Source organism: Nocardioides sp. BGA-UO-ETr-FS32, assembly GCF_059567905.1.
The window spans coordinates 765,219-778,098 of record NZ_JCAQOX010000013.1 but is presented as its reverse complement, the minus strand read 5'-3'; the positions used below and the strand labels follow the sequence as shown (position 1 = coordinate 778,098).

Annotated in this window: 17 protein-coding genes; 5 read left to right on the top strand and 12 right to left on the bottom strand. The window is 73.3% G+C overall.

What is annotated here, in order from left to right; translation table 11 throughout:
- Window positions 1–17: 17 nt before the first annotated feature.
- Complete coding sequence (locus AC57BS_RS08935) at window positions 18–668, top strand: SDR family oxidoreductase (RefSeq protein ID WP_496411074.1); 651 nt, start codon at window positions 18–20, stop codon at window positions 666–668.
- A gap of 21 nt (window positions 669–689) precedes the next feature.
- Here AC57BS_RS08935 and AC57BS_RS08930 read toward each other — a convergent pair whose 3' ends face one another.
- Both AC57BS_RS08930 and AC57BS_RS08925 read right to left on the bottom strand, forming a co-directional pair.
- Window positions 690–1,037 carry a hypothetical protein gene (locus AC57BS_RS08930; RefSeq protein WP_496411073.1) on the bottom strand — a complete coding sequence of 116 codons (348 nt, stop codon included), beginning with the start codon at window positions 1,035–1,037 and terminating at the stop codon, window positions 690–692.
- Entirely contained in the window at window positions 1,034–1,222 is a 189-nt protein-coding gene (locus AC57BS_RS08925; protein ID WP_129454530.1) for a hypothetical protein, read from the bottom strand. Before AC57BS_RS08925 ends, AC57BS_RS08930 begins: the two co-directional genes overlap by 4 nt.
- A 159-nt stretch (window positions 1,223–1,381) precedes the next feature.
- On the opposite strand from AC57BS_RS08925, the gene AC57BS_RS08920 reads away from it, so the two are divergent.
- Window positions 1,382–2,950: a DNA polymerase domain-containing protein gene (locus AC57BS_RS08920; RefSeq protein ID WP_496411072.1), complete on the top strand. Its 1,569-nt coding sequence runs from the start codon at window positions 1,382–1,384 to the stop codon at window positions 2,948–2,950.
- A 72-nt stretch (window positions 2,951–3,022) separates the two neighbouring features.
- Window positions 3,023–3,406 carry a DUF1622 domain-containing protein gene (locus tag AC57BS_RS08915; RefSeq protein WP_496411071.1) on the top strand — a complete coding sequence of 128 codons (384 nt, stop codon included), beginning with the start codon at window positions 3,023–3,025 and terminating at the stop codon, window positions 3,404–3,406.
- Here the strand turns inward: AC57BS_RS08915 and AC57BS_RS08910 are convergent.
- A complete protein-coding gene (locus AC57BS_RS08910; protein WP_496411070.1) occupies window positions 3,403–4,242 on the bottom strand; it encodes a PhzF family phenazine biosynthesis protein in 840 nt (279 codons plus the stop codon). The genes AC57BS_RS08915 and AC57BS_RS08910 overlap by 4 nt on opposite strands.
- Window positions 4,243–4,346: 104 nt before the next feature.
- Here AC57BS_RS08910 and AC57BS_RS08905 point away from each other — a divergent pair, with 104 nt between their 5' ends.
- Entirely contained in the window at window positions 4,347–4,769 is a 423-nt protein-coding gene (locus tag AC57BS_RS08905; protein ID WP_496411069.1) for a hypothetical protein, read from the top strand.
- Window positions 4,770–4,782: 13 nt separating this feature from the next.
- Window positions 4,783–5,571, top strand: coding sequence for a helix-turn-helix domain-containing protein (locus AC57BS_RS08900; protein WP_496411068.1), 789 nt, complete (start codon window positions 4,783–4,785; stop codon window positions 5,569–5,571).
- Here AC57BS_RS08900 and AC57BS_RS08895 read toward each other — a convergent pair.
- The 9 genes from AC57BS_RS08895 to ruvX are packed head-to-tail and all read right to left on the bottom strand — an operon-like array spanning window position 5,568 to window position 12,879.
- Window positions 5,568–5,999: a type II 3-dehydroquinate dehydratase gene (locus AC57BS_RS08895; protein WP_496411067.1), complete on the bottom strand. Its 432-nt coding sequence runs from the start codon at window positions 5,997–5,999 to the stop codon at window positions 5,568–5,570. The two genes, AC57BS_RS08900 and AC57BS_RS08895, sit on opposite strands and share 4 nt — an antisense overlap.
- On the bottom strand, window positions 5,996–6,793 hold the full coding sequence (locus tag AC57BS_RS08890) for a ribonuclease FAU-1 family protein (RefSeq protein WP_496411066.1): 798 nt from the start codon (window positions 6,791–6,793) through the stop codon (window positions 5,996–5,998). Before AC57BS_RS08890 ends, AC57BS_RS08895 begins: the two co-directional genes overlap by 4 nt.
- Window positions 6,790–7,914 (bottom strand): 3-dehydroquinate synthase, encoded by a 1,125-nt coding sequence (gene aroB, locus AC57BS_RS08885; RefSeq protein WP_496411065.1) that lies wholly within the window; start codon window positions 7,912–7,914, stop codon window positions 6,790–6,792. Before aroB ends, AC57BS_RS08890 begins: the two co-directional genes overlap by 4 nt.
- On the bottom strand, window positions 7,911–8,471 hold the full coding sequence (locus AC57BS_RS08880) for a shikimate kinase (RefSeq protein ID WP_496411064.1): 561 nt from the start codon (window positions 8,469–8,471) through the stop codon (window positions 7,911–7,913). Before AC57BS_RS08880 ends, aroB begins: the two co-directional genes overlap by 4 nt.
- A gap of 8 nt (window positions 8,472–8,479) precedes the next feature.
- A complete protein-coding gene (gene aroC, locus AC57BS_RS08875; RefSeq protein ID WP_496411063.1) occupies window positions 8,480–9,658 on the bottom strand; it encodes a chorismate synthase in 1,179 nt (392 codons plus the stop codon).
- Window positions 9,659–9,670: 12 nt separating this feature from the next.
- A complete protein-coding gene (locus tag AC57BS_RS08870; RefSeq protein ID WP_496411062.1) occupies window positions 9,671–10,408 on the bottom strand; it encodes a prepilin peptidase in 738 nt (245 codons plus the stop codon).
- 8 nt (window positions 10,409–10,416) lie between these two features.
- Window positions 10,417–11,223 (bottom strand): shikimate dehydrogenase, encoded by an 807-nt coding sequence (locus tag AC57BS_RS08865; RefSeq protein ID WP_496411061.1) that lies wholly within the window; start codon window positions 11,221–11,223, stop codon window positions 10,417–10,419.
- A gap of 14 nt (window positions 11,224–11,237) precedes the next feature.
- On the bottom strand, window positions 11,238–12,425 hold the full coding sequence (gene mltG / locus AC57BS_RS08860; protein ID WP_496411060.1) for an endolytic transglycosylase MltG: 1,188 nt from the start codon (window positions 12,423–12,425) through the stop codon (window positions 11,238–11,240).
- Window positions 12,418–12,879 carry a Holliday junction resolvase RuvX gene (gene ruvX / locus AC57BS_RS08855; RefSeq protein ID WP_496411059.1) on the bottom strand — a complete coding sequence of 154 codons (462 nt, stop codon included), beginning with the start codon at window positions 12,877–12,879 and terminating at the stop codon, window positions 12,418–12,420. The genes mltG and ruvX overlap by 8 nt, the downstream gene beginning before the upstream one ends.
- Window position 12,880 lies beyond the last annotated feature (1 nt).

The window sequence follows — 12,880 nt, the reverse complement described above, 5'->3', positions numbered from 1 at the left end:
GCGCTAGCGTCGCTTCCATGCGAGTCACCATCTTCGGCGGACACGGCAAGATCGCTCTCCTCCTGGCACCCATGCTGGTCGAGGCGGGTCACGAGGTCACCTCGGTCATCCGCAACCCCGACCACGTCGCGGACGTCGAGGCCACTGGCGCCTCGGCCGTCCTCTCATCGGTCGAGGACGCTGACACGGCGGCACTGGCCGACCTGCTCTCCGGGCAGGATGCGGTCGTGTGGTCGGCCGGCGCCGGCGGTGGCGACCCCGACAGGACGTACGCCGTCGACCGCGATGCGGCGATCCGGTCGATGGAGGCCGCGAAGCACGCCGGGGTCGGTCGCTACGTGATGGTGTCGTTCTCCGGCTCGACGCCAGACGCGCTCGTCCCCGAGGACAACCCGTTCCGGACCTACCAGGACGCCAAGATCGCCGCCGACGAGCACCTCCGCTCCTCCGGCCTCGACTGGACGGTCCTCGCCCCCGGCTCCCTCACGACCGAGCCGGGCACGGGATCGGTGAACCCGGACGCGGGCTTCCAGGACGGCGACACGACCTCGCGCGAGCTCGTCGCGCAGGTCGCGCTGGCCGTCCTCCCCGACCGACGCGCCCACCACAGGACCCTGGTCTTCGGCGACGGCGAGGTTGCGATCGACGACTGGCTGGCTGCCCTCTGACGGAGTGGCTCGTCGTCCGGGTCAGACGAGCTCGGTCTGCCGCGCCCGCACCTGGTCGGCGGCCACCCGCAGGTCCCGCCGGTCGGTGACGGCGAGCCGTGCTGCCGAGGCGAGCCGGCCCAGGTCGCCCTCCGCGACCCGCCACACGTCCTCGACGACCTCCGCGGGCGGCGTGAGGTCACCGCGGGTGTCGTGCCAGGCGAGCTCGAGCAGCTCCAGCAGGTCGAGCGCCGCCGAGGCCTGTCCCCCGAACTCGAGCGCAGCGCGCCCCCGTGCGGCCTCGCGGCGCTCGCGCCTGCCCGTGCCGACGACGGAGGGAGGCACGCGTCCCCCGCTGCCTGCCCCGGCCGCGCCGTCGCGGACGATCATCGGACCGACCGCCTCGGGCGTACGGTGCCGAGCCGGTGGAGCACCGCGTCGCGGCGCGCAGCACGCACCTCCCCGAGCTTGACCTGGCAGTCCCAGCACCGGTCGGTCGGCACGCAGCACATGGCGTCGCGGACCTCGGCCTCGAGCTGGTCCGCGTGCGCGCTCCTGCTGACGACGCTCCTCATGGTTCGCCTCCCCCGGCGACACGACCTCGTGACCGCCTCCCCCGAGTGTGGCCCGGCGGTCCGACAGCCGGCATCGGCATTACTACGCATGTCTGGACCGGCTGTTCCCCGGTGGGACGGTGATTGCATGCCCGCTGGGACGGGGGGAACCGTGGTGGCATGACCGACCCGCTCGACACCTACCGCCGGATGCGGGACTTCGGACGGACTCCCGAGCCCGCCGGCGAGGTCGCACCGGCAGAGGGGGCACGCCGGTTCGTCGTGCAGCGCCACCGGGCCAGTCGCCTCCACTACGACCTGCGGTTCGAGATCGACGGCGTGCTGGTGAGCTGGGCCGTGCCCAAGGGGCCCACGCTCGACCCTGCAGCGCGGCGGCTCGCGATGCACGTGGAGGACCACCCGATCGACTACCTCGACTTCGAGGGCGTCATCCCGGCGGGCGAGTACGGCGGGGGCGACGTCGTGGTCTGGGACATCGGCACGTGGGAGCCTGTGGGGACCGACGACCCCCGCGCCGCCGTCGACGGCGGCGAGCTCCACGCCGAGGTGCACGGTCGCAAGCTCCGCGGCCGGCTGGTGCTGGTCCGCCGCGATACGTCCGAGGAGTCCGGCGAGCCGTGGATGCTGCTGCACAAGAGGGACGAGCACGCGGTCGCGTGCTGGGACCCTGAGGACCATCCGCGCTCGGTGCTGAGCGGCCGCACCAACGACGAGGTGCTCGCGGACCCGCACCGGCTGTGGCGCTCGGACCTGCCGGCGGAGGTAGCGGCGGTCTCGCTCGTGCCCGATCCGCTCCCGGACGAGGCGATCGACGAGCTGGGCGCGCTCGGCACGCAGGGCACGTGGGAGGTGTTCGGACGACGGCTGAAGGTCACCAACCTCGACAAGCAGCTGTTCCCGGGCGACCCGCCCGTCACCAAGCGCGAGCTGCTGGCCTACACCGCGCGCATCGCACCGTTCGCGCTCCCCTACCTCGAGGGCCGCGCCCTCAACATGCACCGCTACCCCGACGGCGCCGGGTCGAAGGGCTTCTGGCACAAGGAGAGGCCCGACCACGCGCCCGAGTGGCTCTGTGCGTGGGACAACGAGGAGGCCGACGAGGGCGAGACCCGCACGTACGTCGTGCCGGACGAGCCGGCCGCGCTCGTGTGGGCGGCCAACTTCGGGGCGCTCGAGTGGCATCCGTGGACGTCACGGACCGTCGCGCCCCACGAGCCGACGTACGCCCTCATCGACCTCGACCCGGGCACGTCGACGAGCTGGGAGGACCTGCTCGTGCTCGCGCGCCTGCACCGCACGGCCCTCGACCACCTCGGGGTGACCGCGCGCGCCAAGGTCACCGGCCGCCGCGGGATCCAGGTGTGGGTGCCGGTGGTGCCGGGCTACGCCTTCGAGGACACCCGTGCCTGGGTCGAGAAGCTGTCGCGCACCGTCGGGAAGGTCGTGCCGGAGCTGGTGAGCTGGAAGTGGGAGGTCAGGGCTCGCAAGGGACTGGCCAGGCTGGACTACACGCAGAACGCCATCAACAAGACTCTCGTCGCCCCGTGGTCACCCCGACCGGCGCCCGGAGCGCCGGTGTCGGTGCCGATCGCGTGGGACGAGCTCGACGACCCCGAGGTGCGCCCCGACCGGTGGACCGTCCGGACGGTGCTCGACAGGCTTGCGGAGAGGGGCGATCCCTTCCGGGTCCTGCTCGGCGCCGCCCAGGAGCTCCCCGAGATCAGCTGAGCCGCGACCCGTGCGCGCAGCCCACCAGTGACGCGGTGTCGGCAACCGCGCGAGCGTGGGAGTCTGGCGCTCATGGAGGAAGCCGACTTCGACACCCTCATGGAGCTGGTCGTCCACGGATTCGAGGTCGCGGGAGTCCTCGTCCTGGTCGTCGGGGCACTCGCGGCCTTCGCATCGGCGCTGGTCACGGCGCGACGCACCGGCGTTTCGGTCGCCTACGAGCGGGTCCGGCGCGGCGTGGGCCGCGCCATCCTCCTCGGGCTGGAACTGCTGATCATCGCCGACATCGTCCTCACCATCACGGTCGACCCGACCCTGGAGAGCGCGCTCGCGCTCGGGCTCATCGTGCTCGTGCGCACGTTCCTCAGCTTCTCGCTGGAGGTGGAGCTCGAGGGCGCCCTGCCGTGGCGCCGGTCGCGTGAGAGCCGCACGGGTGACGCCGGAGCAGGCGTCTAGAGGTCCACCTCTCCCACGATCCGCGTGACCGCGTCCCCCGACACCCACACCTGTCCGTCGGCCGCCTCGAGGCGTACGCGCCCCTCCCTGCCGATCACGCTCCCCTGCCGGGACGTGTACGCCGACGGGAGCGCGCCGGTGCCGATGAGCCACTGGGCGAGCCCGGCGTTGGCCGAGCCGGTGACCGGGTCCTCGCCGAAGTCGCGGCCGTCGGCGTAGAACGCGCGCACCTCGACGTCGGCGCCGAGGTCGGCCGCGGTGGCCGGGTCCCACCGGCCGAGGATCGTCACCTTGAGGTCGGTGAAGGCGGCGACGTCGGGCTCGACGGCCACGACGGACTCGGCCGCCCCGAGGTCGACACCGACCCACCCGGGGCCGTTGTCGATCCAGGCCATGTCCTCGACCGTGTCGTCGGTGACACCGAGCGCGCGGACGATGCGGGCACGCAGGTCCGCCTCGACAGGTCCCGAGCGCCGCAGCGGCGGCGCGGCGAACCCGAGGTGGGGCGAGCTGCGTACGTCCACGAGTCCCGCGCCGCACTCCTGCACGAGGGTGTCCCCCCGCGGCACTCCCCCGGCCTCCAGCCACGCGTGCGCGCTGCCGATCGTCGGGTGCCCGGCGAACGGCAGCTCGCCGCCCGTCGTCCAGATCCGGACGCGGTAGTCCGCGGCGGGGTCGGTCGGCGTGCAGAGGAACGTCGTCTCCGACAGGTTGGTCCACCGCGCGAGCTCCGCCATCTGCGCGTCGCTGACGCCGTCGGCGTCGTGCACGACCGCGAGCGGGTTGCCGAGCCAGGGATCGGCACTGAAGACGTCGACCTGCCGGAAGGGAAGCACCCGCCGATCCAACCAGACGGCCGATCAGGCGTGCGCGGCCAGGAGCCGGCGTCATGACCTCCGACGTCATGGTCTCCATGCCCAGGCACCGCGAGCCTTGTGCCATGACCACGACACAGCAGACCTCCACCGCCACCTCCTCCACCACCCGCGTCGGCATCACCGTGCCGATCGCCGGCGCCTTCCTCCTCGCCGACGCGGCCATGACCGGCGTCAACGGACTCGCGTACGTCCTCGCCGGCGGCTGGCTCGCCGACTGGTTCGGCGCCCCGGAGACGCTCGTACGCTCCCTCGGCGTCTTCCTCCTCGTCGTCGCCGCGGGCGTGGCGCTGCTCGCCACCCGGCGCCCGATCCCCCGGCGCGGCGTCACCGCCCTCGCGACGCTCAACATCGCGTGGGTCCTCGCCAGCCTCGACTACGCGCTCCTCGGCGGGCTCACGACGATCGGCGTCGCCTGGACCGTCCTCCAGGCCGTCGTGGTGGTCGTGTTCGCGGCCGGGCAGGTGTGGCTGGCGCGCTTGGGCTGACACAGTGACGACCATGACCTTGGGGACCACCACGACCCTGGACCTCGCGGCGCCGGCCGACGTGGGCTCGCTCGTCCGGCACTGGCGGCAGCGCCGCCGCCTGTCGCAGCAGGCGCTGTCCGACCAGTGCGGCGTCTCGACGCGCCACCTGTCCTACATCGAGACGGGCAAGGCGCGGCCGAGCCCGACGATGGTCGGCCAGCTGAGCGAGGCGCTGGCCGTGCCCCTGCGCGAGCGGCGCCGGCTCTTCACCGCGGCGGGATTCGCCCCGGACACCTCCGCGCTGCCGCTCGACGCCCCGGCCCTGGCCGAGGTCAACGAGGCGCTCGAGCAGATCCTCGCCGGGCACGAGCCCTACCCCGCGCTCGTGATCGACGGCGGCTGGGACCTCGTCACCGCCAACGAGGCGGCCTACCGCCTGCTGGCAGACGTGCCGCCCGATCTCCTCGAGCCGCCCGTCAACGTGGTGCGGCTCAGCCTCGACCCGCGCGGGCTGGCCTCGCGCATCGCCAACCTCGACGAGTGGCACGCGGCGATCATGTCGCGGATCCGCCACGAGCACGACACGACGGGCGACCCGCGGCTGGCAGCCCTGGTCGCGGAGTTCCCCGTCCCGCGCCCCCACCCGACGCCAGGCATCGTGCTGACGCTGCGCCTGCGGGCCGGCGACGACGTGCTGTCCTTCCTGACGACCACCACTGTCTTCGGCACGCCCGGCGACGTGACGGTGGCCGAGCTCGCGATCGAGGCGCTCTACCCCGCGGACGCGGCGACCCGGGCCGCGCTCGCGACCACGGACTAGGTGCGGACCAGGAGCTCCAGCGCCTGCCGGTAGCCGTCGATCCCCTGCCCGGCGATCGTCGCCATCGCGTGCCGCTCCACGACGGAGGTGTGGCGGAACTCCTCGGCACGCTGCCTGGGGTCGGAGATGTGCACCTCGACCAGCGGTGCGACGAGCTGCGCGCACGCGTCCCACAGCGCGAGGGAGTAGTGGGTCCACGCGCCCGCGTTGAGCACGACAGGGTTGCCGTCGTCGGCCGCGGCGTTGAGCCAGTCGAGGAGCTCGCCCTCGTGGTTGGTCTGGCGGACCTCCACGTCGAGACCGAGGTCGCGGCCCCACTCCACGCACTGGTGGGCCAGCTCGGTGTGGGTCGTCGACCCGTAGATCTCCGGCTGCCGGCGGCCGAGCCGCCCGAGGTTGGGACCGTTGAGGACGAGGACCTTCGTCATGACGGCAGCGTAGTGGCGCGTGCGGTGCGTACGTCTGCGCTGTCCGGGAGCGGCGGCACGTCCCAGCCGGTGGGCGGTCGCCACGTCGTCCACTCCTCGTCGAGGGGCCAGTCCGCGGCCTCGACGAGGTCGGCGCGCGCCCACTCGGCCGCCGCACGCACCTCGTCCGCGAGCTCGCGCGTGTAGCGCCCGCACGACACCGCGACCTCGAGCTCGTCGGCGTCCTTGAGCCACAGCTCGCCGTCGGCGTCCCGCCAGAGGTCGAGCACCAGGTCCCGGGTCGCGGTCTCGGCGCCGTAGCGGCGATGGGGAAGCTCGAGGTTGACGTAGTGGCCGGCGAACGAGCCGTCGTCCTCCCAGAACAGCCACACCGACCACGGTCGTCCCGTCGGCGCGATCCGCAGGATCCCGCCGCCCTGCCAGCGGCTCACGGCCGTGGTGCCCTCCGCCAGGAACCGCTCGGCCAGCGGGATCTCCCGTGGCAGGCGGCCGTCGACAGGCACCCACGTGACGACCTCGGTGTGCTCCGCGAGCCACACGACGAGTCCGCGCTCGTCGTCGCGCACCACGCGCACGGGCTCGAGCCGGGGCCCGTAGCGCCACAGCAGGACGTCGCCGTGGTCGAGGAAGGGCGGCGTGCCGTCCGGGCGCCAGCCGTCGTCGGCGCCCACCGAGCGTTGCGCCTCGAGGAGCTCGAGGTCGACGGGTCGCGGCTTCGCGGGTCCGACCAGGCGCGTCATGGTGCCGCCCGAGTCGCTGATGGCGCTGTCGTGGTCCCCCGAGGTGTCCGTCACCCGGCGGAGGTTATCGCCTCGTGGGCAGCGCGCAGGTCGTCCTCGCCGGGGCCGGCCAGGATCCGGGGTGAGGCCAGGTCGTCGAGGACGACGAACCGCAGCTGCGAGCCGCGCGCCTTCTTGTCGACCTTCATCGCGGCGTGCAGGTCGTCGAAGGACGCCGCACCCATCGAGGCCGGGTCGTAGGACGTCGGCAGGCCGACCCTGCCGAACGCCGCGCGGTGCCGCTCGACGACCTCGGGGGTCAGGGAGCCCGCGCGGGCCGCGAGCTCGGCGACGAAGACGCAGCCGATCGCGACGGCCTCGCCGTGACGCACCGTGTAGTCACTCGTGCGCTCGATCGCGTGCGCCAGCGTGTGGCCGTAGTTGAGCACCTCGCGGCCGGGGTGGCCGTCGCGCCCGCCGGTCTCCTTGAGGTCGTCGACGACCACGTCGATCTTGACCTGGATCGCCCGCTCGACGAGCTCGCGCAGCTCGGCGGAGTCGTGGGTCAGCGCAGCCGGGTCGGTGCGCTCGACGAGGTCGAGGATCGCCGGGTCGGCGACGAAGCCGCACTTCACGACCTCGCCGAGCCCGGCGACGAGCTCCTCGCGCGGCAGCGACTCGAGGAGCGCGAGGTCGCACAGGACGCCGGCGGGCTCGTGGAAGGACCCGACGAGGTTCTTGCCGGCCCCGGTGTTGATGCCGGTCTTGCCGCCGACCGCCGCGTCGACCATGGCGAGCAGGGTCGTGGGCACGTGCACGACGCGTACGCCGCGCAGCCAGGTCGCGGCGACGAAGCCGCCGAGGTCGGTGGTCGCTCCCCCGCCGATGGTCACGACGGCGTCGGACCGGGTGAAGCCGGCCTCGCCGAGCGCCTCCCAGCAGTCCGCGGCGACCGGCGCGGCCTTGGCCCGCTCGCCGTCGGGCAGCCCCAGGGCGAGCACGTCGTAGTGCTCGACCAGGGCGTCGACGACCGGGTCGGCCAGCTCGCCCAGCGAGCCGGCGTAGAGCACCGCCACGCGCTCGACCGACTCGCCCAGCAGCGCCGGCAGCCGCCCTGACAGTCCGTGGCCGACGACGACGTCGTAGGGGGACGCGCCGCGCACGGGAAGGACGCTCTCCGGACGGGGGGCGCTCATCGGGGGCCCTCGCGGCGTTGTTCGGAGGAGCGAAGCGGAGGAGAAGAACGTCGTGGGGTGTTCAGCAGCTCCTGGATGTCGGCGGCCACCTCGAGGGGCAGGCGTCCGTCGGTGTCGACGACGTGGGTCGCGACCGACTCGTAGACCGGGGTCCGCTCGTCGAGCAGCGCCTTGATGCGGGACCGTACGTTGCCGAGGAGCAGCGGCCGGCCGACGCCGAGGCCGACCCGCTTCACCGCGTCGGAGAGCCCCACGCGCAGGAAGACCACAGGCACGCCGGCCAGCAGGTCGCGGGTCTCGGGACGCAGCACGGCGCCACCCCCGAGCGCGAGCACGCCGTCGTGCTCGGCGACCGCCGCCGCGACGGCCGCGGCCTCGAGCTCACGGAAGTGGTCCTCGCCGGACTCCACGAAGATGTCGGAGATCTCGCGCCCGGTGCTCGCCTCGATGTCGGCGTCGGTGTCGCGCACGGGCACGCCCCAGGCCTCGCCGAGCAGTCCGGCCACGGTCGTCTTGCCGGCGCCCATCGGGCCGACCAGCACCACGCGAGGTGACATCTCGGGGATCACCGGTACCGGAGGGTGTCGAGGTAGGACTCGGCGTTGCGGCGCGTCTCCTGCACCGAGTCGCCGCCGAACTTCTCGACGACCGCGTCGGCGAGGACCAGCGCGACCATCGCCTCGGCGACGATGCCGGCGGCCGGAACGGCGCACACGTCGGAGCGCTGGTGGTGCGCGACCGTCGCCTCCCCGGTCGCGACGTCGACGGTGCGCAGCGCCTTGGGGACGGTCGCGATCGGCTTCATCGCCGCGCGGACACGCAGCACCTCGCCGGTCGACATGCCGCCCTCGGTGCCGCCGGAACGACCCGACGTGCGCCGCAGCCCCTCGTCGGTGGACACGATCTCGTCGTGGGCCTCCGAGCCGGGGGTGTCGGCGAGCTCGAAGCCGTCGCCGACCTCGACGCCCTTGATCGCCTGGATGCCCATGAGGGCTGCCGCGAGCCTGGCGTCGAGACGCCGGTCCCAGTGGACGTGCGAGCCGAGACCCGGCGGCAGGCCGTGGACGACGACCTCGACGACGCCGCCGAGGGTGTCGCCGTCCTTGTGGGCGCGGTCGATGCGCGCGACCATCGCGGCGCTCGCCTCGGGGTCGAGGCAGCGCACCTCGTCGGCGTCGAGCCGATCGACGTCGTCGGGACCGGGCACCGAACCGGCGGGCGCCTTGACGCCGCCGAGCGACACGACGTGCGACACGATGCGCGCGCCGACGGCCTGCTCGAGGAAGTTCGACGCGACCCGGCCCAGCGCCACGCGGGCGGCGGTCTCCCGGGCGGAGGCCCGCTCGAGGATCGGGCGCGCCTCGTCGAAGGCGTACTTCTGCATGCCGACGAGGTCGGCGTGGCCGGGCCGGGGCCGGGTCAGCGGGGCGTTGCGGGCCAGGGCCTCGAGCTCCACCGGGTCGACGGGGTCGGCCGACATGACCTTCTCCCACTTGGGCCACTCGGTGTTGCCGACCTCGATGGCGACGGGGCCGCCCTGGGTCTCACCGTGGCGCACGCCGCCGAGCACCCGGACCTGGTCCTGCTCGAACTTCATCCGCGCGCCGCGGCCGTAGCCGAGCCGTCGGCGGGCCAGTGAGTCGGCGAGGTCGTCGGAGGTGACGCGGACGTGGGCGGGCAGCCCCTCGAGGATCGCCACCAGAGAGGGACCGTGGGACTCGCCTGCTGTGAGCCATCGGAGCATGGGTGAAGTCTCTCAGGGCCCGAAGGGCCACGAGAGCGCAGTCCCCCAGACGAGACCCGCGAGGGCACCGAGCACCATGAAGGGACCGAACGGGAACGACTTCTTGAGCATCGCCCGGTCGCGGCGCACGATCGCCAGGCCCAGGGCGGGAAGGGCGAAGGAGACGAAGCCGACCCACAGGCCGAGGGCGAGCTCGTTCCAGCCCGCCCAGCCGAGCACGAGGCCGACCGGCGCGGCCAGCCGGACGTCGCCGAAGCCCATCCCGGCCGAGCGGAGGAACCACAGCACCCAGAAGAACGACCGCGCCACCACCATCGCGACCAGCGCGCGCACGAGCGCCTCCCGCTGGTCCGCCGCCAGACCGACGACCGTGACGACGAGGATCGCGGCGAGCGTCGCGGGGATGACGATGACCCGCGGGAGCAGCTTGGTGTGCCAGTCGATGACCGACAGCGCGACGGCGACCGGGACCAGCGGCACCAGCCACAGCAGCGGCCAGTCGAGCCCGGCGGCCGCCCCGACGAGGGCCCCGGACACCGCCGAGACGAGGGCGCTGCGCAGGCCCAGCCCGGGCTGCGCGGCGATGGCGGCGTACGGCGTCTTCGGCGGCTCGCCGTCCGGCTCGTCATCGGGGGTCGCGTCGGCCTTCGGCGCGGGCTCCGGCACCCGCGCGATGAGCCGTGGCACCAGCAGCCCGCCCAGCCCGGCGAGCACGGCCGCGAGGAGGGCGGCGAGCAGGGTCTCGTTCACGGCAGCATTCAACCCGTACGGCGCGCCGCGAGGGCGTGTTCGCCGGCATCTCGCATCACCGCGAGCGGGGCCGGCATCCCGGTGAACAGCTCGAGCTGGAGCGCCGCCTGGTGGACGAGGAGGTCCAGCCCGCCGACGAGCGTGCGGCCGGAGTCGATGGCCGACGCCGCCAGCGGCGTGGGCCACGGGTCGTAGAGGGCCTCGAAGACCACCGGCGCGCCCGCACAGCGCTCGACCAGCTCCGGGGTCTGCGCAGCGGCCGGGATCGTCGACACCACGATGTCGGCGCTCCACCGTCCGTCGGCGAGCGACGCCACGACCACCTCCGGCGCCCCCGAGTGGGCTCGCAGCGCGTCGACGGTCTCGGCCGCACGCGCCTCGTCCCGCACCGCCACGACGATCGACCGCACGCCGAGGTCGGCCAGCGCGAGACCGACGGAGGTGGCCGTCGCGCCACCGCCCAGGACCACCGCGGACGCCAGCGGGCCGGACGTACGCTCCCGGATCGCCGCAGCCGCGCCGGGCAGGTCCGTGTTGTCGCCGACGCGGGTGCCGTCGTCCTCGAGCAGGAGCGTGTTGACGGCTCCCGCCAGCCGGGCGCGGTCGGTGAGCCGGTCCACCAGCGGCAACGCCTCCCGCTTGAGCGGCATCGTCAGCGACAGCCCGCGCCACTCAGGGCCGAGACCCGCAAGGAGCTCCTCCAGCCCTCCCGACGACACCCGGTGCGCGTCGTAGGTCCAGTCGAGGCCGAGCTCGGCGTACGCAGCCCGGTGCAGCACCGGCGACAGCGAGTGGGCGATCGGATCGCCCAGCACGCCGCAGCGTCGACTCAGCAACGGTCGGATGTCTCGCAGTAGGCCTTGTACTCGTCGCGGCCCTCGAGGAACCCGTCGTAGTCCTCGTAGAACTTCGTCTCGCCGGTGGCGAGGTCGACCGTGACGTAGTAGTACCAGTCGCCCTCGGCGGGGTTGGCCGCCGCCTCGATCGCGTCGTCACCGGGCGCCTCGATCGGGGTCGGCGGGAGCCCGGCGTTGATGCGCGTGTTGTAGGGCGTGTCCTCGGCCAGCTGCTCGGGCGTCAGCTCGGTCGAGCCGGGCGAGAGCCCCAGTCCGTAGGCGATCGAGGCGTCGATGCCGAGCGTGCCGTTGGTGCCGCCCTTGTCGCCCGGGCCGTCGAGGCGGTTGTAGATGACGCGCGAGATCTTGGGCATGTCGTCACCGCGGCCCTCGGCCTCGATGAGCGAGGCGATGATCATCAGCTCACCGGGGGTCTTGCCGAGCTCGGCGGCCTTCTCCTCCAGTCCGGCCTCGTCGGCCGCCTGCCGCCAGCGGTCGACCATCATCTTGAGGATCCGCACCGGCTTCATGCCCGGCTTGATCTCGTAGGTCGCGGGGAACAGGTAGCCCTCGGCGTTGCCCTCGGCGTAGTCGGGGAGGCCGATCCGGTCGGGCTGCTGGAGCGCACGGTTCCAGGCCTGCTCGGGGAAGTCGGTGTTCTCGGCCAGCGTCGACACGATCTCGGTGAGCCGCAGGCCCTCGGGGACGGTGACGGTCGGGAAGCCGATGAGGTTGTCGGGGTCGATGAGGACCTCGAGCGCGTCGGCGGCGCGCATCTCCTTCTGGAGCTCGTAGGCGCCGACCTGGATGCCGCTCGAGTCGGGCTCGCCTGCGGCGGCGTCGATGAACGCCTGCACGGACAGGGTGACGCCCTCGGCCTTGAGGTTGCGGCCGATCTGGGCGACGGTGTCGCCCTCGTTGACGGTGAACTCCACGGAGCCGGTGCCGGGGCCGGGGTAGTCCTCGGGCCCCTGGAACTGGTCGGCGACCCAGGAGACACCCTGGGTCAGCGCGACGTAGAAGCCACCGAGCAGCACGACCAGCGCGACCAGGACCGCGATGCAGCCCTTCGCGCCGCGACCCTTGCGTCGCCTGCCGCCGGAGACGTACTCGCGGTCGTCGAGCTCCTCGAGCTCGTCGGGACGCAGGTCCTCGTCCGTACGGGCCTCGTGCTCACTCATCGGTCACCTCGACGATCTCTCCCGGGGCTTGCCCACTCGACCGTTCGGTGTCGAGTGCGGTCTGCAGGATCAGGACAGCGGCTGCCTGGTCCACCACGGCCCGTCGCTTGGCCCCGCGCCGACCCTGCTCGCGCAGGATGGACTCGGCCGAGACCGTGGTCAGTCGTTCATCACACAGCCTGACGGGCACGGGTGCAACTCGGCGCGCCAGCCGGGCGGCGAGTGCGCGCGCCTTCTCGGCCGCGGGACCCTCCGAACCGTTCAGCGAGCGCGGCAGGCCGACCACGACCTCGACCGCCTCGAGCTCACCGACGAGCTGGGCGATCCGGCGTACGTCGCCCTTGCCGCTGCGCACCGTCTCGACGGGCGTGGCGAGGAACCCGGAGGGGTCGCTGCTGGCGACACCGATCCGGGCGTCCCCCGGGTCGATGCCCAGCCGCACCCCGAACCGCATG